Source organism: Arthrobacter sp. SLBN-83 (assembly GCF_006715285.1).
Classification (GTDB): Bacteria; Actinomycetota; Actinomycetes; order Actinomycetales; family Micrococcaceae; genus Arthrobacter.
This window is the reverse complement of record NZ_VFMX01000001.1, coordinates 3,496,918-3,518,089: the sequence shown is the minus strand read 5'-3', so window position 1 is coordinate 3,518,089 and position 21,172 is coordinate 3,496,918. Positions and strand designations below refer to the sequence as shown.

Genomic DNA, 21,172 nt, shown 5'->3' with positions numbered 1-21,172 from the left:
TGAGGGCGGTGCCGGCCAGTGAAGCACGACGGCGGACCACCAGGAAGGGGCGGTTGAAGAGTCCGGTGCCGGGATCGGGCCGCCGAAGGCAGGACGGTGCCCAGGATCCTGCCCACCATGGGCTGCCGGTACACGAAGTGGTGATCCTGCTGGGAACGGACGCCGTCAGGGGCCTGGGCCATGACGAGGTGCAGCGCCGGCGCGCGCAATTCGGGCGAAACGAGCTTCCGCGGTCGCGCAGCGGGGGCATTGCCCACAAGCTGGGACGCCAGTTCAACAACCCGCTGGTCTATGTCCTGTTGGCCGCCGCCGTGGTGACCGTGTTCCTTGGTGAATTCCTGGATTCCGGGGTCATCCTCGCGGTGGTCCTGGTCAACACACTGATCGGGTTCGTCCAGGAGGTGCGGGCAGAAGCAGCCCTGGATGCCCTCCACTCGCTGGTCCGCACACACGCCGCCGTGATGCGCGGCGGTGAAAGGAAGCAGGTCCCCTCCGAAGACCTTGTCCCCGGAGACCTTGTGGTGCTCGAGGCGGGAGACAAGGTACCCGCCGACCTGCGCCTGGTACGCCTGTCCACCCTCCGGGTGGACGAATCCGCACTTACGGGAGAATCGGATCCCGTGGCCAAGGACGAGGTGGTACTCCCCCGGGTCACGCCCGTGGCCGACCGGAGGAACATGCTGTACAGCGGCACACTGGTGACCGCCGGCACGGGCGCAGGAATCGTCGTCGCCATCGGCGGCGAAACCGAACTCGGCGAGATCCACCGCCTCATGGGCGCCGTCCGCCCCGTGGCCACGCCGTTGACCCTGAAGCTGGCACGGTTCAGCACCACGCTCACCCTGGCCATCCTTGCCCTCGCCGCCGTGGCCTTCCTCGCCGGCCTGGCACATGGGGAACGCCCGGGACAAATGTTCACAGCCGCCGTCGCACTGGCCGTGGGCGCCATCCCGGAGGGCCTTCCCGCCGCCGTGACCGTGACGCTTGCCATCGGCGTCCGCCGGATGGCCCGCCGCCGTGCAGTGGTCCGCCGGCTTCCCGTGGTGGAAACGCTGGGCAGCACCACGGTGATTTGCTCGGACAAGACGGGCACTTTCACGGAGAACCAGATGACCGTGCGGACAATCTGGACGCCGTCGGGCAGGTACGACGTCACGGGTACCGGCTACGGACCGGAGGGGCACATCATCCCGTCAACCGGAGACGGCGTCCCCGGCGGACAGGCACCTGGCGCGGCAGCGCCGCCGCAGGAGCGGGACGCGGCCCTGTACTGGTCCCTCCTGGGCGGTGCTGCCTGCAACGATGCAAGCATTCGGCCCGAGGCGTCCGGCTGGCAGGTTCGGGGTGACCCTACCGAGGCGGCGATGCTGGTGGCAGCAGGCAAAGGCGGCATCCGGGTCCGGGATTTCCTGGCCGCCAACCCGCGGCAGGCGGAGCAGCCATTCATCTCCGAGCGGCAGTACATGGCAACACTGCACGCCCCGGCGCCTCCCCACGGCGGCGGCCGCACGGTGTTCGTCAAGGGCGCCGTGGAGCGGGTGCTGGACCTCTGCGGCCACGCAATGGACACCGACGGCGGCGCCGGGCCCCTCAGCAGACATTCGGTGCTCACATCTGCACACGCGCTTGCGGACACCGGGCTCCGGGTGCTCGCCACCGCCATGATGCGGCTTCCAACGGACGACGGCCACCTGTCCGCCATGGAGTTGCGGGGCCGGATGACCTTAACCGGGCTCCAAGCCATGCACGATCCACCCCGGTCAGCGGCCGCGGCCGCAGTCGCGGCCTGCCAGCGTGCCGGGGTGGGAGTCAAGATGATCACCGGAGACCACGTACGGACGGCGGTGACGGTGGCCTCGGCGGTCGGTCTGGCCGCGGACCACGACGCCGGGACCGCCCTGACGGGTGCGCAGTTGGACGACATTCCGGCTGACCGGTTCCCGGATGCCGTGGAGCGCGCCACGGTTTTTGCACGCGTTTCGCCTGAACAGAAGCTTCGCCTTATTGATGCCCTGCAGTCCCGCGGGCACGTGGCCGCCATGACCGGCGACGGCGTGAATGACGCCCCGGCCCTGCGGCAGGCGAACGTTGGCATTGCGATGGGACGCACCGGCACCGAGGTGGCCAAGGAGGCCTCGGACATTGTCCTGACCGATGACGACTTCGCCACCATTGAGGCAGCGGTGGAGGAGGGGCGGAATGTCTTCGACAACCTGACCAAGTTCATCGTCTGGACCCTCCCCACCAACATGGCAGAGGGACTGGTGATTCTCGTGGCCATCCTGCTGGGGGCGACGCTGCCTATCCTGCCCACCCAGATCCTCTGGATCAACATGACCACCGCCGTCGCCCTTGGACTGATGCTCGCCTTCGAGCCAAAGGAGCCGGGCCTGATGTCCCGGCCACCCCGGGCACCTGACCGCCCCCTCCTGACGTGGGCACTCACTCTTCGGACCCTGCTGGTCTCGGCCCTCCTGGTCGCAGGGACCTGGTGGCTCTTCGAACACGAGGTCGCCGTAGGCGCATCTGTAGCGCAGGCCCGCACCTCCGCAGTGAATCTCTTCGTGGCGGTGGAGGTGTTCTACCTTTTCAGCTGCCGGTCCCTAACCCGCCCCGCCTGGCGGATAAGGCCCTTCGGCAACCGCTGGCTGCTCCTCGGCGTCCTGGTCCAGACAGCCGGCCAGCTGGCCCTCACCTACATCCCGCTGATGAACGAGCTCTTCCACACTGCCGCCATCAGCGCAGAGGCGTGGTTGCGGATCTTCGGCCTCGCGCTGCTGGCCGCCATCGTCGTCGCCGTGGACAAGCGCTTCCGGCGCCGGGGCTTTTAGTTAAGCGGGTTCAGCAACCCGCTTAAGCCGTTGCGGTTCCCGCACCGTCCGGCAGCGCTGGAACAGGACCAACGGCTCTCCCGCCCGCGCCGGGAGCGCCCGATACTGAAAGGGAAAGGCAGACGGCTGGCGCCCGCCTTGTAGGACCGGAGGTCGTGGAAGTGTACGGCTGGAATGACGGCATGGGCCTGTGGGGCTATGTCCTGATGAGCATCAGCATGGTGGTGGTCTGGGGGGCGATCATTACCGGTATCGTCCTGCTGGCCCGTTCCCTGCGGGCACCCTCCCAGCACCCCATGCAGCCAACCCCGCGGATGGCGGAGGACGTGCTCGCCGAGCGCTTTGCCCGCGGGGAAATCGACGCGGTGGAATACCAGAACCGGCTGGCCGTCCTGCGCGGCCAGCCTGGTACTTGATTCCGTGGTTCCCGCAGGCAACGGACAGTGGGGTGCAGCTGTGCCACTCTCTGAATTCGAGAAACGCGAACTCGAACTGATCGGCCATGGCCTGGAAGGAGACGATCCCCGGCTCGCCGGCCTGCTCAGCCGGGATATCGCCGCGCTGTCCCTCCGGACCCGCATCAGCCGGGGATTAATGCTCTTCGCGGCAGGCGTCGGCATCCTCCTCCTTGGCCTGGTGATCCGGGTCCCTTCGGTGGGCATCGCAGGGTTTGCCGTCATGAACGGCGGCGCCTATTGGGCCATCAAGGACCTTCGGTGGTCCTTGCGCAGCAGGAACCGGCACGTCGGCCAACTGGAAGGCAACAACGAATGAACGGAAACGGCAAGGACCTATCGTCTGAGCGGCAGGCGCTGCAGGCAGTGGAGGCCCACCATGCGGATATGCTGCGGCACCTCAACGGGCTGGTGGGGCTGCTCATCGAGGCTGTGGAGGGTGACGCCGCCGCTGCCCAGGCTGCGCAAAGCACCCTTCTCGACTGGTGTGACAAGGAACTGGTGCCACATGCCCTGGCCGAGGAAGGTCCGCTCTACAGCGGGCCGCACGGCACGCCTGAGGCCAAGCTGCTGGTGGACGGCATGCTGGCCGAGCATCAGGTCATCGTGGGCCAGGTCGAGGAGCTCAGGACGGCCGATGGGGTCTCCGCCGCAGTGGCGGCCGGCGCCATCCAGCGGATCTTCGCGCTGCACCTGGACAAAGAGAACCGCCTGCTGATGCCCTTCGTCGTCCAATCCCCCGGGCTGTCGCTCGCCCATGCAGTTGAAGGACTCCACGAACTGGTGGGAGAAGGCCGGTCAGGGCACCACGGCTGAACGGGGATGGGCACCGCCCACTTCTTCGGCCGCCGCCTCTGTCCGCGTCTCTGTCTCCGGGGCTTCTGTCTCGGGGCTGTGGACCACCAGCACCGGGCAGTGCGCGTGGCTCACGCACGCCGAACTCACCGAACCGGGGACGAAGCTTCCGTGCCCCCGCCTGCCGACGATAAGCAGCGAGGCATTGCGGCTGGCATCAATCAGCGCCGGGCCGGGCTTGCCCCGGACCAGCCGCGGATGCACGAACGGCGGCACTTCCTCGAAAGCCTCCGCGAGGGCCTGGTTGAGTACTTGTTCCGCGGCATACTTGAACCCCTCGATCCCGACGGCAAGGTACACCCCATAGCCCGCCGGAACGTCCCAGCACGCCCAGGCTTCGACTTTCGCCGACATGGGTTCCGCCATGGCCCTGGCCACCCGGAGCGCGGCGACGGAGGCTTCGGATCCGTCCACGCCAACGATGATCCTCGGGTGCGGTCCAGGGGCATTCATACCGGCTCCAATCGCTGTCCTGCCATCCACTTTCCTGTGGCCGGGTACTCTCCTGCGAATTGTCCCAGAATGGACCACAAACGCTGCCCGGGGAAGGGCCGAAGGTCATCAGGTGGGGGCGGGCGGGAGTGGTTGGGCCATCGGGCGGTGGGATTCGGTTATATGGCTTTGGTCCCTTCCCGCTCCCGCCTCCCCGGGTAACAATGGGACCATGCCCTCCCCGGGGCTACCCCGTATGCTGCGGGGTCAAGATCCTGAAGACATTGGGAGCGTTCGGTGCACAAGCATGAAGCAGGGACTGATGGGCCAACAGGATCTTTGGGGCCGGTCCGCGTGTTCATCCTCGATGACCATGAGCTTGTCAGGCAGGGGCTGAAGGACCTGCTGGAAGGCGAAGGGTTCCTTGTAGTAGGCGAAAGCGGGTCTGCTGCCGAAGCGACCCGCCGCATCCCGGCCCTGCACCCGGACATTGCCATCCTTGACGGGCGGCTTCCCGACGGCACGGGAATCGAAGTCTGCCGGGACGTTCGTTCCCTTGATCCGCGCCTGCGCTGCCTGATCCTCACCAGCTACGACGACGAACAGGCCCTGCGCGGGGCAGTCCTGGCAGGGGCCTCCGGATACATCCTGAAACAGATCAGGAGCGACGATCTCCTGGCCGGGATACGGAGGGCCGCTGCCGGCGAATCGCTGTTTGACCCGGGAGTGGAGCAACAGATCATCACCGGGCTTTCCACCGCACCCACCGATCCCCGGTTGGAGGGCCTGAGCGCGCAGGAAAAGAAGGTGCTGGCGCTGATCGGCCAGGGGCTGACCAACCGCCAGATCGGCGACGAGCTGTTTCTGGCGGAAAAGACCGTTAAAAACTATGTTTCGTCCATCCTGGCCAAACTGGGCTTCGAGCGCAGGACGCAGGCGGCCGTGTACGTCACCAAGAGCTCACCGGACTCCGCCTGACCGGACAGGTCAGGCGAGTGGTACCGACCACCGGACAGACGTGCCCTGCCCCGGCTCACTGTCGATGAGGCAACTGCCCTTCAGCAGTTCCGCACGGTGGCGCATATTCGCCAGGCCGCTCACCTGGCCGGGCTCGGCGAAACCCCGGCCGTTGTCATGGATGAGGAGCTGGACCGCATTGCGGACATTGGCACTCCCGGCATTGGCGTTCCTGCCATCAGCACTTTTACCCGAAGCATTGCCAGGCTCCACCGCGACGGTGACCTGGATGTCGTCGGCACCGGAATGCCGCAGTGCATTGCTGAGCCCCTCCGACAGCACTGACAACAGATGCACCGCCACGTCCTCACGGATCGAGTCCACCGGTCCGTCCAGGGACACCTTGGGGGTCAGGGCGTAGCTGCGCGAAGTCTCCCGGACCACCCGCAGGATCCGGCCCGTCAGCGGTTCGCGTTCCTCATCCGCTGTCCGGAGGGAGTAGATGGTGTCCCGCAGCTTGCGGATGGTGTCATCGAGCTCCGCGGTCACTGCGGCGATACGCTCATGCGCCACAGGATCCAGGGTGTAGCGCCGCAAGCTCTGGACGCTCAGCCCTGCGGCAAACAGGCGCTGGATGACCAGGTCGTGCAGGTCCCGGGCAATCCGTTCCCGGTCCGTGAACAGAAGGTTCTGTTCACGCAATGCGTTCACACGGGCCAGGTCCAGCGCCAGTCCGATCCGGCTTCCAAAGATGGCGCTGGACTCTGCCTCAGCCTGGCTGAACACAGCCGTACCCTGTGCGCGCGCCAGCAGCAGGACCCCATTGTCGCTGGAGCTGTGCCCGAGCGAACACACGAGTACGGAGCCGAGCTTTTCCGCGACCCCGTCCTCGAACACCTGCCGCGGATCCTTCACCACCAAAGATCCGCCGCCCTCGAGGACGCTCGATACCGCTTGTGAAACCATGAGTTCCTGGCCTGCCTGCAGACCCTGCACCCCGAGGCATGACCGGCAGCGAAGCGTGCCGTCACCAGCCGGAACGGCCACGACTGCAAGCGCGGAGTCCGACACCTTGAGGGCGGTATCGGCAACAACATCCAGGTTGTCCCCATCCCCGGGGTGGGAGGTAACGATCAACCTGCTGCTCAGCTCCATCCCCGCCTCGAGCCATTTCTGCCGCCGGCTGCTGTCTTCGAACAGGCGGGCGTTTTGGATCGCCACTCCGGCCGCTGCAGCAAGGGCCACCGCAAGGTCTTCATCTTCCACGGTGAAGTCTTCCCCGCCCTGTTTCTCAGTCAGGTAGAGGTTGCCGAACACCTCATCCCGGACGCGGACCGGCACGCCCAGGAAGGTCCTCATGGGCGGATGGTTCGCAGGAAACCCGGACGTAATGGGGTGCTGGCCAAGGTCATGGAGGCGCAGGGGTTTCGGCTCGCGGATCAAGAGGCCCAGCACGCCGTGGCCGGTGGGAAGGTCGCCGATGGAACGGATTCCTTCTTCTTCGATTCCCACCGTAATGAAGTGGCTCAGCCTGCGGTCCTCGCCGATGACTCCCAAGGCGCCGTACCTCGCGCCCACCAGGGCGCAGGCGGACCGCACAAGCCGGTCAAGCACGGCCTCAAGGCTCAGGTCCTCAGCGAGGGCCACCACCGCCGCCAACAGTCCGTTGATCCGTTCCTGCGTGTCAAGCAATTCGTCCCCGCGGGCCGTGAAGTCCCGCACCAGGTCTTCAACTCTGTCCCTCATCGGCGAGCGCCAAGGCTGCTCAGAACTCACGTGCCACCTCCTGCGGCAGGAACCTGCGGCGCTGCAGGTCCCTGGCGCGGTCCAAGTGTTCGAAACGGAAGTGCCGGCCTCCGCCCCCAATTCCACCTTCACCTGAGCATGAAGGCTCTTCGCAACTAATTCTAGGAGGGCATGGGGAAAAATACCTTCGATAGTGCCGGATTGGGGGCGCTAGGGGGCGCGGGACCTTCTTCCCTAGCCGGGGACGGCGCCCGGCTTTAGGCTACGGCCATGAATACTGCCGCGACTGAACCGGAAATCAAGGAACTGGGCGTCCACGATTGCTGGCGATACCTTCGTTCAACGTCCCTTTGCAGGATTGCCTTCACCGATGGGGACACGGTGGAGAACTATCCCGTGAACTTTGTCCCCACCAACGGCACCTTGCTGATCCGCACCGGCGAAGGAACAAAGCTTGCCTCCCTCACTGAACGGAGAGCAGTGGCCGTCGAGGCGGACGGGATGAACCAGTACGGCACCATTGCCTGGAGCGTCATCCTCAAGGGGCACGCGGTGATCGTTTCCGATGCCGAGGAAACCCAGGACGCCATGGATGCCGGGCTTTCACCCTGGCAGCCCGGCCAAAAGAACATCCTGATCCGGATCACGCCGCAGGAGATCAGTGGGCGCAGGTTCGTCATCGCCGCGCCAACCCACTGGTGGCCGCCGCGGGAACCGACCGCGGATTAGGCCGGCAACCGAACGCTCCCCTGCTCCAGCAGAGCACTCCCCCAAACGAACCCACAAAGGATGGTCACCCATGGCACCTGCCAAGCCAATCGCCGTCGGCATCACCGATTCCTCGGCGTCCAACGCCGCCCTGTTGTGGGCAGCAGCCCGGGCCAACAGGCACAAGCTCCCCCTCGCCGTCGTGAATGTTGTGGACGACCGGTGGATGGCCGCCGAAGTCCTGCCCTACCTTGAAGTCCTGCGGGAGTCGGGCCTGGGCCTGCTGAAGGAAGCCGGCGAGAAAGCCACCGCGGCCGAGCCCGGCCTGCAGGTTACCCTCCAGCTCCTGGAAGGCGGCGTAGGGGCCGCCCTGGGTGACTACTCCAAAAATGCCAGCATGCTGGTCCTTGGCACCAGTGGCCACACCCGCGGCGCGCTGACGGACCGGGCCCTGCAGGCGGCGGCTACGGCAGAGTGCCCCGTGGCTGTCATCGGCGATGCCCAGGAGCACGGCCGCGGCATCGTGGTCGGCGTGGACGGATCACGCGAAGCAACGCAGGCCGTTGCCTTTGCAGCAGCAGAAGCTGACGCCCTCGGGGAGGAGCTGACGGTCCTCTACGCGTTCACCGGCCCCAACCGCTGGATCTCCGCCGGACTGCCGCAAAGCAGTTTCGCAACCCACGTTATGGAGGAAGAGCAGATCGTCTTGTCCGAAACTGAGGCCGGCCTCCGGCAGGACTACCCGGATCTCAGGGTGCAAACCGTGATGGAAACCGTGCTGGAGCCTGCTGACGCCTTGCTCCGTAAAGCTGCCGGCGCCCGTCTGCTGGTCCTGGGCAGCCGTGGCAAGGGTGGCTTTGAACGGCTCCTTCTGGGGTCGACGGCACACGCGGTGCTGACCCAGCCGCCCTGCCCCACGGTCATCACCCGTATGCACAGGCAGCAGCACCAGGACTGACCGGGTCAGCATCCTGGCCTGGCCATGACGATAGCTGGGGGAAACGGGGTTCCGGTCCCGGGCCTGGACGTGCGCCATGCCCGGGAGGGACTCTCCGCTGCCGAAGTGCGGGAGCGCACTGCTGCCGGCCGCATCAACGGTGTGCCCACCGCTACCAGCAGGACGGTCGGAGAGATTGTCCAGGCCAACGTGTTCACCCTTTTCAACGGCGTGGTGGGCGGGTGCTTCATCCTGCTGTTGGTTCTTGGCCAGTGGCGTGATGCGCTGTTCGGGTTGTCTGCCGTCAGCAACTCGCTGATTGGCATCATCCAGGAATACCGGGCCAAGCGCCTGCTGGACCAGCTTGCCATTTTGCATGCCGCCAGAAGCACGGTGGTCAGGAACGGTGCCCGGGAAACCATTTCCTCGGAAGAACTGGTCCCGGACGACCTGGTGGTACTCAACGCCGGGGACCAGGTCACGGCGGACCTGGTGCTGCTGGACGGGAATCCGCTTGAGGTGGACGAATCGTTGCTGACCGGCGAATCGGAGCCCGTCCCCAAGCAGGGCGGTGCCGTACTGCTCTCCGGCTCCCTGGTCCTCGCGGGCAAGGGGCGGGCCACCGTACTCCGGGTGGGGCCGGACACCTTCGCCTACGGTTTGGCAGCCGAGGCGCGCCGGTTTTCCCTGGTGACGTCGGAGATCCGGCGGGGCCTGGGCAAGGTCTTTGCCGTGATCACGTGGCTGCTTCTTCCCACTGCCCTCCTGCTCACCAATGCGCAGATGCAGGAGCAGGGCGGGTGGGCCGGTGCCATGGGATCAGGGCGGTGGGTACCGGCGGCCGTGGGGTCCGTTGCGGGCATCATGGCAATGATTCCGCTGGGGCTGCTCCTCATGACCAGCGTGGCCTTCGCCGTGGGCGGGCTCCGGCTTGCCCGCCAAAAAGTGCTGATCCAGGAACTTGCCGCCGTGGAGGTGCTGGCACGGGTGGATGTCCTCTGTTTGGATAAGACCGGCACCCTGTCCTCCGGCTCCATCGTGTTCGACGCCATCCACGACGCCGGGACGGTTCCTGCCCCCGGCTGGCGGGAGGCGCTGGAATGGTTCGGCGCCAATCCCGAGGCCAGCAGCACAGCGGCAGCCATCGGAAAAGCCTTCCCTGCGCAGGTTCCGCCGCAGGAGCAGGACTCGGTTCCCTTCTCGTCTGCACGGAAGTGGAGCGCCGTGACGTTCGCGGCCGGCTCTGCAGCTGCCGGCACCTGGATCCTGGGAGCACCGGATGCGGTGCTGCACGCCCCCGGCAGCGCTACGGCGCACGGCGCTGCCACCGCCCTCGCCGCAACGGGCCTGCGGACCCTGGCGCTGGTGTACCTGCCGGCGCCGCTGCCCCCGGATGCCGCAAGGACAGGGCTCCCGCCCGAGCTGGTCCCGGTTATGCTGCTGACCTTCCGCGAGAGCATCCGACGGGATGCAGCTTCGACCCTGGACTACTTCCGGCGGCAGGGGGTCACCGTCAAGATCATCTCCGGAGATGATCCCCGCACGGTGGGGGCCGTGGCGCGCGGGGTGGGCTTTGGAAGCGGCGTGGCCTATGACGCCCGCACGCTTCCCACCGATCCCCTTGAACTGGAGGAAACGGTGGAGGCCCACAGCCTCTTTGGAAGTGTGACGCCGTCCCAGAAACGGGACCTGATCCAGGCCCTGAAACGGCGGAGGCACACGGTGGCGATGACGGGGGACGGGGTGAACGATGTCCTGGCGCTCAAAGAGGCGGACCTGGGCATCGCCATGGACTCTGCGTCCCCCGCAACCAAGGCCGTGGCCCGCCTGGTCCTGCTTGACGGCCGCTTCGAGCGGCTGCCCGCTGTGGTGGACGAGGGACGGCGGGCCATCAGCAACATTGAGCGCGTTTCCCTGGTGTTCCTGAGCAAAACCGTCTACGCCACCATCATCTCGGTGGTGTCCGGCATCCTGTTGCTGGCCTTTCCGTTCCTGCCCCGGCAGCTGTCGGCCCTGGACGGGCTGACCATTGGCCTGCCGGCGTTCTTCCTGGCCCTGCAGCCCGGCGGGCAGCGCTACGCTCCCGGCTTCCTCGGGCGTTCCCTGGCGTTCGCTGTGCCAGCGGGCATCTGCGCCGCCCTCAGCGTCCTGGCGGTCAGCGGCTATGCCCAGACCTGGGGTGGACACAGCGAGGAGTCTGCGCAGTCCGCAGCCACCCTGGCCCTGGGGCTGGTGGCTGCGTGGATCCTGGTGATGGCCTCGCGTCCCCTCAACCGGATCAAAGTCCTGATCCTGGCCGGAATGTATGCGGGGCTGCTCCTGTTGTTCACCGTCCCGGTGGCACAGGACTTCTTCCGGGTGGACTGGCCACCCCCCGGCCTGCTGATCCTTTCCACCTCAGTTGCCGCCGCAGGTTGCGTGGCCATCGAGCTGGTGGGGCGGTTCACCCGGCGGCCATCCCTGCGTAGCCACCAAGGCCGGCTGGGACCTTTGACTCTGGAAGCGGCGGCACGGGAAGGGGATGGTGGAAATGCCGGGCAACGCGATGGTCCGGCTTCCACTTGAGCAGGAGGCAAGAATGACTGACCTGATGAGATGGTTCGATACCCGGCGCTCCCCGATGGATGTCATCGAGAGGCTGTTCGAAGGCGACATGGGTTCCTCGGCCATTCGGGTTGAGGAGATGATGGACGGCAACACGCTCGTGGTGCGGGCTGAACTGCCCGGCATAGATCCGGAAAAGGACGTTGATGTCACAGTTGCCGATGGCGTGTTGTCGATCAAGGCGGAGCGGCAGGAGAAGCAGGAGCAAAAGGGCAAGGACAGCTACCGGTCCGAATTCCGCTACGGTTCCTTCATGCGGCGCATTCCGCTCCCCAGCGGTGTCCAGCAAGGCGACATTACTGCCTCGTACAAGGACGGCCTCCTCGAAGTCCGGGCTCCGATGCCGGCGCAGGAGCAGGAAGCCGGGGCGTCAAAGATCCCCATCAGCAGGGGTTGAGGACGATTAAGTACGACGCCGGTGCCTGGCTTCCCAGGGGATGGAACCTTGGGGGCCAGGCACTTTCGCGCGCCGGCATCGAACGTGACGCAGCAGTCAGGCCTGGCGCACCGTCCCAGCCGGCTGCAGCCTGGAAGTCCGTGCCTCCGCCGCTGCTATAACCGGGAGCGTCCGCACGTAGGTGTCAGGGTTCAGGGACACGGAATCGATGCCCTGGCTGACCAGGAACTCGGCGAGGTCCGGATGGTTGCTGGGCCCCTGTCCGCAGATGCCGATCTTGATGCCGGCGGCGTGGGCCTTGCTGATCGCCTCGGCAATCATGGCCATCACTGCCGGATCCCGCTCGTCGAACAGTCCGGCAAGCTCCTCCGAGTCGCGGTCCACGCCCAACACCAGCTGGGTGAGGTCGTTGGACCCGATGGAGAAGCCGTCAAAGCGCTTGGCGAATTCCGCTGCCAGGACCACGTTCGACGGGATCTCGCACATCATGTAGAGCTGCAGCCCGTCCCTGCCGCGGACCAATCCCTGCTCCTCCATCGCCTGGATCACCTGGTCCGCTTCCCGCACCGTGCGGCAGAAGGGAACCATGACGATGACGTTGCCGAACCCCGCCTGCTCGCGCACGCGTTTCAGGGCTTTGCATTCCAGGGCGAACCCTTCCCGGTAGTGGCTGCTGTAGTAGCGGGAGGCACCACGGAACCCGAGCATGGGGTTTTCCTCCGGGCGTTCGAAGGCGCTGCCGCCGATCAGGTGGCCGTACTCGTTGGTCTTGAAGTCGCTGAGCCGGACGATCACGGGCTTGGGATGGAACGGGGCGGCAATCTTGGCGATTCCGGTGGCCAGCACGTCGACGAAGTACTCCTGGGGGTCTTCGTAGCCGCTGGTCAGCTGCCGGATGAGCGCAGCCTCGTCCGGGTCCGCCACCTTCTCCGGGTGGACCAGGGCCATGGGGTGGATGCGGATCAGGTTGTTGATGATGAACTCCATCCGGGCCAGGCCCACGCCGGCGGCCGGCAGCCGCCACCACTTGAAGGCCGCGGCAGGGCTGGCGATGTTGATCATCACGGCCGTGCGGGTGGCCGGAAGCGCCTGCATGTCCACGTCTTCCACTGAGAAATCCAGCAGTCCCTCGTAGACGCGGCCCTCCTCGCCTTCAGCGCAGGACAAGGTGACCTGGACGCCGTCGGACAGTGCTTCCGTGGCGTTGCGCGTGCCCACGACGGCGGGCACGCCCAGTTCGCGGCTGACGATAGCCGCATGGCTGGTCGGGCCGCCGTGGTCCGTGATTATGCCTGCCGCACGCTTCATCACGGGCACCCAGTCCGGATCCGTCATCCGGGTGACCAGCACGGAGCCGTCCACGAAGGATTCGATGTCCTTGGCCTCCCGCACCACGCAGGCCTGGCCCCGGGCTATCGCGTCGCCTATCGCGGCGCCGGTGACCAGGACCTTCCCGGGCTCTGCAAGATGGTACGTCCGGAACGTGGTTGTGCTCCTGCGGGCCTGAACGGTTTCCGGCCTTGCCTGCACCATGAAGAGTTCTCCGGTGATCCCGTCCCTGGCCCACTCCATGTCCATGGGCCGTCCGTAATGCTCCTCCACGGCAGCGGCCCAGCGGGCCAGCAGGACCACCTCCCGGTCAGCCAGCACCAGCGAGCGCTGCTCCCGTTCGGAGGTCTCCACCATCCTGGTCCGCGCATCCCCACCCTGGCTGTACACCATTTTGCGTTCCTTGGCGCCCAGTTCGCGCTCGATCACGGGGTTGAAACGCTCTTCAGCCAGGAGCGGCTTGAACACCTGGTACTTGTCCGGGTTGATGGTTCCCTGGACCACCGTCTCCCCCAGTCCCCAGGCTGCGCTGATCACCACCACGCCGGGGAAGCCGGACTCGGTGTCGATTGAGAACATCACCCCGGATGCGCCAAGGTCTGAGCGGACCATCCGCTGCACCCCCACGGACAGGGCGACGTCCAGGTGGTCATATCCCTTCATTTCGCGGTAGCTGATGGCGCGGTCGGTGAACAGGGAAGCGTAGCAGCGCCGGCACGCATCCAGGACCGCGCGCCCGCCTGCCACGTTCAGGAAGGTTTCCTGCTGGCCGGCGAAACTGGCGTCCGGCAGGTCCTCCGCGGTGGCGCTGCTGCGGACCGCAACGGCGAGCTGGTCCTGCCCCGCCCGCTGGCACAGGGCGCTGTAGTGTTCCTGGATGTCCGCGGCAATGTCCGCAGGGAAGGTGGACTGCAGGAACAGCTCCCGGATCGCCGCCCCGGCCTGGCGGAGCGTGGATGTTCCGGCCCGTTGGTCCTCCATGTGCTGCCTGATCCGCGGCTCCAGGCCGTTGGCAGCAAGGAACGCGCGGTAGGCGGCGGCCGTGGTGGCGAACCCCTCGGGAACCCTGACCCCTGCGGACTGCAGCGCACGGCTCAACTCGCCCAACGAAGCGTTCTTCCCTCCCACGGAAGGGATGTCCGCGATCCCGGTGTCTTCGATCCACTTGACGTTGGCGTTGGCCAGGGACGTTTCTGCGGCGGCACTCATGGCTTGATTCTGGTCTTCGCCGGCCGGGGCATGCAGAGTCTTAGGTCCTGCTCCGCCGCAGCCGCCCCCGGGCCGATTTGTGGATCCAGTCCGCCGTCAGCACAGCAGGGGCCGCGAGGAGCGCCAGCAGGAAGCCCACCGGTGTTGGCGGTGCCTGGCCCAGCAGCATGGCGAGGTAGGGCACGTACAGGCAGACGGCAAGGATGGCCAGTTCAGCCAGGACGGCCCATACCAGGAGCCTGTTGGTCCCCCACCCCAGCTTCCAGGGCGGCACCGTGGCGCTCCTGCAGGCGAAGGCGTTGGCCAACTGGCCCAGGACGACGGCCGTGAAAGCAGCACCGGAGGCAACCATCAGGACCCCTGCCTCCGGTACCTGGCCCCGGCTCCACCCGCCGCCGGCCAGGACAGCGGAGAACACGGTCATTTCCATGAAAGCCTCCACGGGACCCAGGATGCAGAAGACCCGGATGATCAACTGCCGGTCCATCAGATGCCGTCGTTCGGGTGGCCGGGCCAGGATGCGCCTGCCGGGCGGCTCGGCACCGAGGGCCAAGGCGGGCAGCAGGTCGGTGCCGATGTCCAAAGCGAGGATTTGCAGGACCCCGAGGGCAAGCGGGAACTGGCCGCCGGAGAGCGCCCAGACGACAAAGGGGGTCAGTTCGGCCACATTGTCCGTGAGGTGGTACGTAAGGAACCGGTGGATGTTGGCGTACGTGGCCCTGCCCTGTTCGATGGCGGCCACGATGGTGCCGAAATGGTCGTCGAGGAGGACCAGATCCGAGGCTTCACGCGCCACGTCAGTTCCACTGAGGCCCATGGCCACACCGATGTCCGCTTCGCGGAGTGCCGGGCCGTCATTGACGCCGTCACCGGTCATCGCCACCACATGGCCGCGGCTCTGCAGTGCCTTGGCCACGCGGAGCTTTTGCTCGGGCGAGACCCTGCTGACCACCACGCCGTCGCGGTCCAGGAGTGCGCCCAGCATCTGGTCGTCCTCCGGCAGGTCGGCGCCTTCCAGCACCAGTTCGGGGCTGCCGGTCAGCCCGATCTGGCGGGCAATCGCCGCTGCCGTGGCCGGGTGGTCGCCGGTGATCATGGCGATCCTGAGTCCCGCCTGCCGCGCCGTGCGGATCACGTCCCCCACATCCGGCCGGGGCGGGTCCTGCAGCCCGATCAGGCCCAGGAGTTCCATGCCGGTTTCAAGCTCCAAGGCTGGAGTGGACTGCCAGGCAACAGGCGCTCCCCCGAGCCGGCGCCGGGCCACGGCGATGACGCGCAGCCCGCGCGCAGCCATCACCTCCACCTGTTCCTTGACCGGACCGGGCACGGCTTCACAGACCGGGAGCACGGTTTCGGGAGCGCCTTTGCAGAAAAGGTCCGTCCCAACCAGGGCCGATTCCCGGCGCCGCACCGGATCGAACGGCAACCGGCGCCAGGGGGCAGGGCCGGCCTCGGTGCCTGTCAGCCTGCGGGCCAGGACGTCCATGGCCGCTTCCATGGGGTCGCCCTGCGCCCGCCACTGTCCGTCGCGGAACTCGGCCCGGCCCTGCGAGGCCGTGCGCGCTGCCAGCGCCGCGTCGGCAGCCTCTTCCACCCCGCTCCCCTGGACGCCGCCGTCGGGCGCATATCCCTGGCCCGCCACCTGGACAGGACCGGCCACTGTGAAGACTTCGACGGCGTTCATCCGGTTCTGCGTCAAGGTTCCGGTTTTGTCGGTGCAGATGAAGGTGGTTGAGCCCAGGGTTTCGACTGCTTCGAGGTTCCGGACCAGCCCGCTGCGGCCTGCCATGCGCTGGGCCCCCATGGCAAGCGACAGCGTGACGGTTGGCAGGAGGCCTTCCGGGACCAGTGCAACGGCAACGCCGATGGAAAACAGGAACGAGTCCCGCCATTGGAAGCCCACCAGCAGCGATGCCAGGAAGAAGACCGCAGCGATGCCCAGCGCCATGCCAGCGGTCACGCGGACGATGCGGCGCAGTTCCTGGGACAGCGGCGTGGGCGGAGGAACCGCCCCGCTGGTCAGGGCAGCGATCCCGGCGAGCCTGGTTCCGGCACCGGTTGCCGACACTGAGGCCTCGCCATAACCGTTGACCAGGAAGGTGCCGCCCCAGGCCGGATCACCCGCGATTTTCGGCACCGGGGCACTTTCTCCGGTCAGCATGGATTCATCCACGGCGCAGGCCGATGCTGACAGCAGCACCGTGTCCGCGGGGATGCGGTCGCCGGCAGCGAGGAGCACCACGTCACCCACCACCAGCTCACTGGCGTGGACCTTGCGCACCGTCCCGTCCCGCCGGACCACTACGTCGGCGGGCAGCAGGCCCCGCAGCCTGGCGGCGGCATGCTGGGCGCGTTCCTGCTGGATGTGCGCGAAAACTCCGTTGACAATAACGACGACGATGATCGCCACTGCGAGTTGCGGCATGTCAGCGATGAAGGCCAGCCCGGCGGCGCACCACAGCATGAGGGCGAAGAAGTGCGTCATTTCGCCCCAGAGCTTCCGCCACTGCGGAACGGGTTTTTCCGCGGGAAGCTGGTTGGGGCCTGCCTGCTTCAGGAGCTGCGCGGCCCGTTCAGAGCTTAGGCCCTCCGCGGTGCTCACACAGCGTCCGCCTCCTGCCCAACCAGGAGCACCGGACAGTTGGAGTGGGCAGCGCAGGCCTTGCTGACGGAGCCCATGGACGACTTGAGCAGGCCGCCTTCGCCGTGCCGTCCAACAACCAGCATCTGCGCCCGCCGGCTCTCGTCCACCAGCACCTTCGCCGGTGATCCGAACTTGATGGTCACGTCGATGTTTTCCGGCCGGTCACCGGAGAACGCCCGGCCAAGGGCGTCCTCCACCAAGCGCCCGGCAGCATCCTCCAGCCTGGCTGTAAACTGCCGGTCCGCCCCCTCCAGCCGTGACATGACCAGGTAGTCCGGCATCCCGATGCAGGAGATGACCTCGAGCCGGGCGCCCAGGCGGGCCGCCAGCGTGCCCGCGTAGCGGAGGGCTGCGGAGGAGTATTCGGACCCGTCCACGCCCACGATGACCGGCTTGGCTCCTGTTTCTGCGTTCATGTTCACCACGATCCCGGCTGAGAGCTGGGCTGGGAAGGGCCAAAAGTCATGCCGCCGGCAGTCTCCGTGGACCGTGTTTCCGGCCGGCACTGGGCTTCTTGTCAGCACCATGCAGTGCCCTGAGCCCGTTCAGGATGGTGGCCAGGTCAACCAGTTCCTGAAGGAGCGCGCCGGCGACGGCGGGAATGTATCCGGTCATGGCGATGGCCATCAGGACAAGGCTGAGTCCTATTCCCGTCCAGATGCTCACCAGGGCGACGGCCACCGTGCGCTTTCCGATGGCCACGGCCTGGGCCACTTTGGAAAGGTCATCGAGCATGATCACCACGTCCGCCGATTCGCTCGCCGCCGTGGCGCCCTTGGCCCCCATTGCGATGCCAACGTCCGCGGCGGCCAGGACGGGAGCGTCGTTCACCCCGTCGCCCACCATCAGGACCGGCCGTTCCGCCAGGGCGGCGACAGTGGTGACCTTGTCCTCGGGAAGGCACTCCGCCTGGACTTGCCCTATCCCGGCTTCCTCGGCAATATGGGCGGCCGTGGCGCGCGCATCGCCGGTCAACAGCATGGTGTTCTGCACGCCGAGGCTGCGCAGGCGTGCCAGGGTGTCCACGGCATTGCCGCGCAATGGGTCCTTCATGATCAACGCGCCGGCGTACCCGCCGTCGACCGCCACGTGGACGGCCAGTTGGCCGCTATGGACCGCAGGCTCCCGGAACCCGGTTGATGAGCTGCGGACCAGGCCTGCTTTTCCCACCACCACCTGTTGGCCGTCGCAGACGGCCTCCACTCCGTGGGTGGCGTTCTCGGTCGCCTGCTGCACGGGCAGGAGACGAAGGCCGGCTGCCGTGGCGGCGTCGATTACCGAGGCTGCCAACACATGCGAGGAGTACTGCTCCGCGGACGCGGCAAGCTGCAGGATCTTCCGGCTCCCCAGCGTTTCCCCGTGGCCGGGTGCCACCCTGATCTCATCGAGGACGGGACGCCCGGAGGTGAGGGTGCCGGTCTTGTCGAAGACCGCAGACTGTGCCTTCGCCAGCTGTTCAAGAGTCCTGGTGTTCTTGATGATGATGCCCTTGTGGGCGGCCTGGCTGGTACCGGCCAGGAATGCCACCGGCGCGGCGATCAGCAGCGGGCACGGCGTGGCCACCACCAGGACCTGGGCAAAGCGCAGCGGCTCACCCGACAGCAGCCAGCCCGTTCCCGCCATGGCCAGGGCCAGGAGGGTGAAGGGCACTGCGTAGCGGTCGGCCATGCGGACCACCGGGGCGCGGCTGTTGGAGGCCTCCTCCACCAGGGCGATGATGCGGCTGTACTGCGAGTCGGCCGCGGTGGCCGCTGCCCGCATCCGAATGGCCGCCACGCCGTTGACCGCGCCGCTGAGCAACTGTTCCCCCCGAATGCGTTCCACCGGCAGGCTTTCGCCCGTCAGCGATGATTCGTCAAGGGTGGCTGAATCGGACAGGAGTTCGCCATCGACGGGTACCAATTCGGACGGGCGGACCACCAGTACGTCCCCGGGCGCAACCTCGCCGATAGGGGTGTCCGCCAGCACGGCGCCGGATTCCTCGCGGTGGGCAAAACGGGGAGCCCGGTCCAGCAGGGACCGCAGTTCGCGCGCAGCGCGTCCTTGCGCGAAGTTCTCCAATGCCTCCCCGCCGGTGAGCATCAGGATCACCACCAGGGCCGCCAGGTACTCGCCCACCGCAACCGTGCTGGCAATGGCCATCAGGGCCAAAAGGTCGATGCCCCACCGGCCCCCGCGCAGCGACCGGACCATGCCGGCCGCACGCGCCACCACGATCACCGCCGCGTAGGCCGACGCGAGGATGCGGACCTGAAGTTCCAGCCCGAACTGAACCAGCACCAGCGTGGCCAGGAGCACCAGAAGGGTCAGGGCGACGACGGGATACCGCCTGAGGAAGCCCCACGACTTTTCCATGGGGGAACCGGCCGGTTCCCCGGCATCAAGGCTGCCGGGACCCCCGCCGGTTGCCGCGGGTGGGGAAGCCTGCTTCCTCATCCAGGGCCCGTCGGCAGGGGGCGCTGAACGTCATCGCACATGGCACTGAACCTACCCTGCTGCCGCCGGGCGGGCTAGGGCATTTGGCCCCGGCCTGTCCCCCTGCACGCTCCGGCATGCGACCTTCGGCCCTTCCCACGGCACCTAATGCCGCGGCATGCTTGGAGCGCAGACCTGCCGCCGACCCATACCGGAGCGTATATGGAAGCCATAACAATCAACGCCGGCAAGGCTTAGGGCGGTTGTCGGTACAGCCGCGGGCGGTGGAGCAGTTCTTTGACGGAGCGCCCACCGCGCTTGTTCTCTACGAAGCCGCGGAGCGGATGGCGGCGGCCCTGGGACCCCATGAGATAAGGGTGGGGAAAAGCCAGATCTCCTTCCGCCGGCGCCGCGGGTTCGCGTACCTCTGGCGGCCCGGGGTCTATGTGAAATCCTCCGTTCCGCTTGTCCTGTCTTTGGCACTGCCGCGGGACCTGGGTTCGCCCCGCTTCAAGCAGGTCGTGCATCCTTCGGCCGGAACATGGATGCACCATCTGGAGCTCTCTGACAGCAGCCAACTCGATGCCGAGGTCCGGACCTGGATGCAGGAGGCATACGGCGCCGCGGGGTGACAGTTAGAGTCCTATGGCCCTGTCACGCCGGGGCCGGGCTGGCAAGGCTGATGCCATGAGTGAAAGTGGCCAGCAGCCCCGAAAGATCCATGTCGCTGAACAACCTGTTGCCGTAGTGCGTGAAAAGGTCCCCATGGAGGCGCTGACCAGCTTTTTCGGCCGCGCTTTTGGCGCCGTGATGGCCGCGGTCCAGATGCAGGGAGCCAGGCCAGCCGGCCCGCCGTTTGCCATGTACCACGGAATGCCGGGGGAAACCGTGGATGTTGAAGCCGGGTTCCCTATCACCGGAAACTTCCAAGGGACAGGCGAAGTGGCCAGCGGGGCGCTTCCTGACACGGACGCATTCGAAGCTGTCCATACCGGCCCTTATGACACTTTGGGCACCACCTACGATGCCATCCGGCAACGCATGGAAGCTGACGGCGCCACCCCCTCCGACACAATGTGGGAGTACTACCTGACCGATCCGGAACAGCAGCCGGATCCTGCAACCTGGCAAACCAGGGTCGTTTGGCCGGTCACGTAAGGCGGCGGGCCCGGAACCTGAAGACGCGGGGCCGGGAAGGCAACGTGCCGGCCGGCCGTCCGGGTCATGAACCCCTGCGGCGGATAAAGGTTAAGTCCCACGGCTGCGCCCCGTGGCTGGCTTCCGTCCAGCCGTCGCGGGCCAGGTCACTGCGGAGCTGGCTAAGGCTGGCCTGCAGGCCTGGAGCCCAGGCTTCTGCGGGCGCGGTGGCGTTCAGGGGCGGCCCGGGGAATGTGTCGCTGGCATAAAGCCTCCGCCCGTCCTCCGCCCTGCCAACAAACCGCAGCTGGGTGCGTCCATACTGCGAGCCAAGGGTGTAGAGGATTCGCGCCCACCACTTTACGGATGCCGCGTCCTCCAGCTCTATCCGCAACCTCTCCTCTGCGCCGTCGCCCGGGTGTGCGTCATTTGTCGGCATGTCTTCCTCCCGTCACGGCAATCGATATTCAAGGCGGCATTTTGTCAGGAAGCCGCGCAGCGGGCCAGGGACCTTGG

General features: G+C 66.8%; 18 protein-coding genes. 11 read left to right on the top strand and 7 right to left on the bottom strand.

Annotated elements, in window-relative coordinates:
* Positions 1-53 precede the first annotated feature (53 nt).
* The 4 genes from FBY30_RS16490 (at position 54) to FBY30_RS16475 (ending at position 4,102) form a co-directional block, all read left to right on the top strand.
* Entirely contained in the window at positions 54-2,831 is a 2,778-nt protein-coding gene (locus FBY30_RS16490) for an HAD-IC family P-type ATPase (protein WP_235009466.1), read from the top strand.
* 155 nt (positions 2,832-2,986) lie between these two features.
* A complete protein-coding gene (locus FBY30_RS16485; protein WP_235009465.1) occupies positions 2,987-3,247 on the top strand; it encodes an SHOCT domain-containing protein in 261 nt (86 codons plus the stop codon).
* A gap of 40 nt (positions 3,248-3,287) precedes the next feature.
* Positions 3,288-3,605, top strand: a complete 318-nt coding sequence (locus FBY30_RS16480; protein WP_142133690.1) for a DUF3040 domain-containing protein — start codon at positions 3,288-3,290, stop codon at positions 3,603-3,605.
* Complete coding sequence (locus FBY30_RS16475; RefSeq protein ID WP_142133689.1) at positions 3,602-4,102, top strand: hemerythrin domain-containing protein; 501 nt, start codon at positions 3,602-3,604, stop codon at positions 4,100-4,102. The genes FBY30_RS16480 and FBY30_RS16475 overlap by 4 nt, the downstream gene beginning before the upstream one ends.
* On the opposite strand, the gene FBY30_RS16470 is transcribed toward FBY30_RS16475, so the two are convergent.
* Positions 4,085-4,594, bottom strand: coding sequence for a universal stress protein (locus tag FBY30_RS16470; RefSeq protein WP_142133688.1), 510 nt, complete (start codon positions 4,592-4,594; stop codon positions 4,085-4,087). The genes FBY30_RS16475 and FBY30_RS16470 overlap by 18 nt on opposite strands.
* Positions 4,595-4,927: 333 nt before the next feature.
* On the opposite strand from FBY30_RS16470, the gene FBY30_RS16465 reads away from it, so the two are divergent.
* Complete coding sequence (locus FBY30_RS16465; RefSeq protein ID WP_142135354.1) at positions 4,928-5,551, top strand: response regulator; 624 nt, start codon at positions 4,928-4,930, stop codon at positions 5,549-5,551.
* Between the two features lie 9 nt (positions 5,552-5,560).
* Here the strand turns inward: FBY30_RS16465 and FBY30_RS16460 are convergent, their stop codons facing one another.
* Positions 5,561-7,276, bottom strand: coding sequence for a GAF domain-containing sensor histidine kinase (locus tag FBY30_RS16460; protein WP_142133687.1), 1,716 nt, complete (start codon positions 7,274-7,276; stop codon positions 5,561-5,563).
* Positions 7,277-7,546: 270 nt separating this feature from the next.
* Between FBY30_RS16460 and FBY30_RS16455 the strand changes: the two genes are divergently transcribed.
* The 4 genes from FBY30_RS16455 to FBY30_RS16440 all read left to right on the top strand — a co-directional run bounded on the left by FBY30_RS16455 (position 7,547) and on the right by FBY30_RS16440 (position 11,922).
* Positions 7,547-8,005 carry a pyridoxamine 5'-phosphate oxidase family protein gene (locus FBY30_RS16455; RefSeq protein ID WP_142133686.1) on the top strand — a complete coding sequence of 153 codons (459 nt, stop codon included), beginning with the start codon at positions 7,547-7,549 and terminating at the stop codon, positions 8,003-8,005.
* A 70-nt stretch (positions 8,006-8,075) separates the two neighbouring features.
* The gene (locus FBY30_RS16450) at positions 8,076-8,942 is read left to right on the top strand and encodes a universal stress protein (protein WP_142133685.1); all 867 of its coding nucleotides are present in this window, start codon (positions 8,076-8,078) and stop codon (positions 8,940-8,942) included.
* 24 nt (positions 8,943-8,966) lie between these two features.
* Positions 8,967-11,486: an HAD-IC family P-type ATPase gene (locus tag FBY30_RS16445; protein WP_142133684.1), complete on the top strand. Its 2,520-nt coding sequence runs from the start codon at positions 8,967-8,969 to the stop codon at positions 11,484-11,486.
* A 13-nt stretch (positions 11,487-11,499) separates the two neighbouring features.
* Entirely contained in the window at positions 11,500-11,922 is a 423-nt protein-coding gene (locus FBY30_RS16440) for an Hsp20/alpha crystallin family protein (protein ID WP_142133683.1), read from the top strand.
* A 96-nt stretch (positions 11,923-12,018) separates the two neighbouring features.
* Here the strand turns inward: FBY30_RS16440 and ppsA are convergent, their stop codons facing one another.
* Genes ppsA through FBY30_RS16420 form a run of 4 tightly spaced genes read right to left on the bottom strand, consistent with a single transcriptional unit; the run spans position 12,019 to position 19,540 of the window.
* Complete coding sequence (gene ppsA, locus FBY30_RS16435; protein WP_142133682.1) at positions 12,019-14,460, bottom strand: phosphoenolpyruvate synthase; 2,442 nt, start codon at positions 14,458-14,460, stop codon at positions 12,019-12,021.
* A gap of 40 nt (positions 14,461-14,500) precedes the next feature.
* Positions 14,501-17,062, bottom strand: coding sequence for a cation-translocating P-type ATPase (locus tag FBY30_RS16430; RefSeq protein ID WP_142133681.1), 2,562 nt, complete (start codon positions 17,060-17,062; stop codon positions 14,501-14,503).
* Complete coding sequence (locus tag FBY30_RS16425) at positions 17,059-17,520, bottom strand: universal stress protein (protein WP_142133680.1); 462 nt, start codon at positions 17,518-17,520, stop codon at positions 17,059-17,061. The genes FBY30_RS16430 and FBY30_RS16425 overlap by 4 nt, the downstream gene beginning before the upstream one ends.
* A gap of 46 nt (positions 17,521-17,566) precedes the next feature.
* On the bottom strand, positions 17,567-19,540 hold the full coding sequence (locus tag FBY30_RS16420) for a heavy metal translocating P-type ATPase (protein ID WP_142133679.1): 1,974 nt from the start codon (positions 19,538-19,540) through the stop codon (positions 17,567-17,569).
* A 242-nt stretch (positions 19,541-19,782) separates the two neighbouring features.
* On the opposite strand from FBY30_RS16420, the gene FBY30_RS16415 reads away from it, so the two are divergent.
* Positions 19,783-20,151, top strand: a complete 369-nt coding sequence (locus FBY30_RS16415; RefSeq protein WP_142133678.1) for a DUF5655 domain-containing protein — start codon at positions 19,783-19,785, stop codon at positions 20,149-20,151.
* A gap of 55 nt (positions 20,152-20,206) precedes the next feature.
* Entirely contained in the window at positions 20,207-20,677 is a 471-nt protein-coding gene (locus FBY30_RS16410; RefSeq protein WP_142133677.1) for a GyrI-like domain-containing protein, read from the top strand.
* A 64-nt stretch (positions 20,678-20,741) separates the two neighbouring features.
* On the opposite strand, the gene FBY30_RS16405 is transcribed toward FBY30_RS16410, so the two are convergent.
* On the bottom strand, positions 20,742-21,095 hold the full coding sequence (locus FBY30_RS16405) for a hypothetical protein (RefSeq protein WP_142133676.1): 354 nt from the start codon (positions 21,093-21,095) through the stop codon (positions 20,742-20,744).
* Between the last annotated feature and the right edge of the window lie 77 nt (positions 21,096-21,172).

Bases quoted from the DNA above. Each gene is read 5' to 3' on its own strand.
- FBY30_RS16420 (WP_142133679.1), bottom strand. From the start codon at position 19,540: ATGAGGAAGCAGGCTTCCCCACCCGCGGCAACCGGCGGGGGTCCCGGC.
- FBY30_RS16455 (WP_142133686.1), top strand. From the start codon at position 7,547: ATGAATACTGCCGCGACTGAACCGGAAATCAAGGAACTGGGCGTCCAC.
- FBY30_RS16475 (WP_142133689.1), top strand. From the start codon at position 3,602: ATGAACGGAAACGGCAAGGACCTATCGTCTGAGCGGCAGGCGCTGCAG.
- FBY30_RS16405 (WP_142133676.1), bottom strand. From the start codon at position 21,095: ATGCCGACAAATGACGCACACCCGGGCGACGGCGCAGAGGAGAGGTTG.
- FBY30_RS16460 (WP_142133687.1), bottom strand. From the start codon at position 7,276: ATGAGGGACAGAGTTGAAGACCTGGTGCGGGACTTCACGGCCCGCGGG.
- ppsA (WP_142133682.1), bottom strand. From the start codon at position 14,460: ATGAGTGCCGCCGCAGAAACGTCCCTGGCCAACGCCAACGTCAAGTGG.
- FBY30_RS16410 (WP_142133677.1), top strand. From the start codon at position 20,207: ATGAGTGAAAGTGGCCAGCAGCCCCGAAAGATCCATGTCGCTGAACAA.
- FBY30_RS16445 (WP_142133684.1), top strand. From the start codon at position 8,967: ATGACGATAGCTGGGGGAAACGGGGTTCCGGTCCCGGGCCTGGACGTG.
- FBY30_RS16470 (WP_142133688.1), bottom strand. From the start codon at position 4,594: ATGAATGCCCCTGGACCGCACCCGAGGATCATCGTTGGCGTGGACGGA.
- FBY30_RS16440 (WP_142133683.1), top strand. From the start codon at position 11,500: ATGACTGACCTGATGAGATGGTTCGATACCCGGCGCTCCCCGATGGAT.
- FBY30_RS16425 (WP_142133680.1), bottom strand. From the start codon at position 17,520: ATGAACGCAGAAACAGGAGCCAAGCCGGTCATCGTGGGCGTGGACGGG.
- FBY30_RS16450 (WP_142133685.1), top strand. From the start codon at position 8,076: ATGGCACCTGCCAAGCCAATCGCCGTCGGCATCACCGATTCCTCGGCG.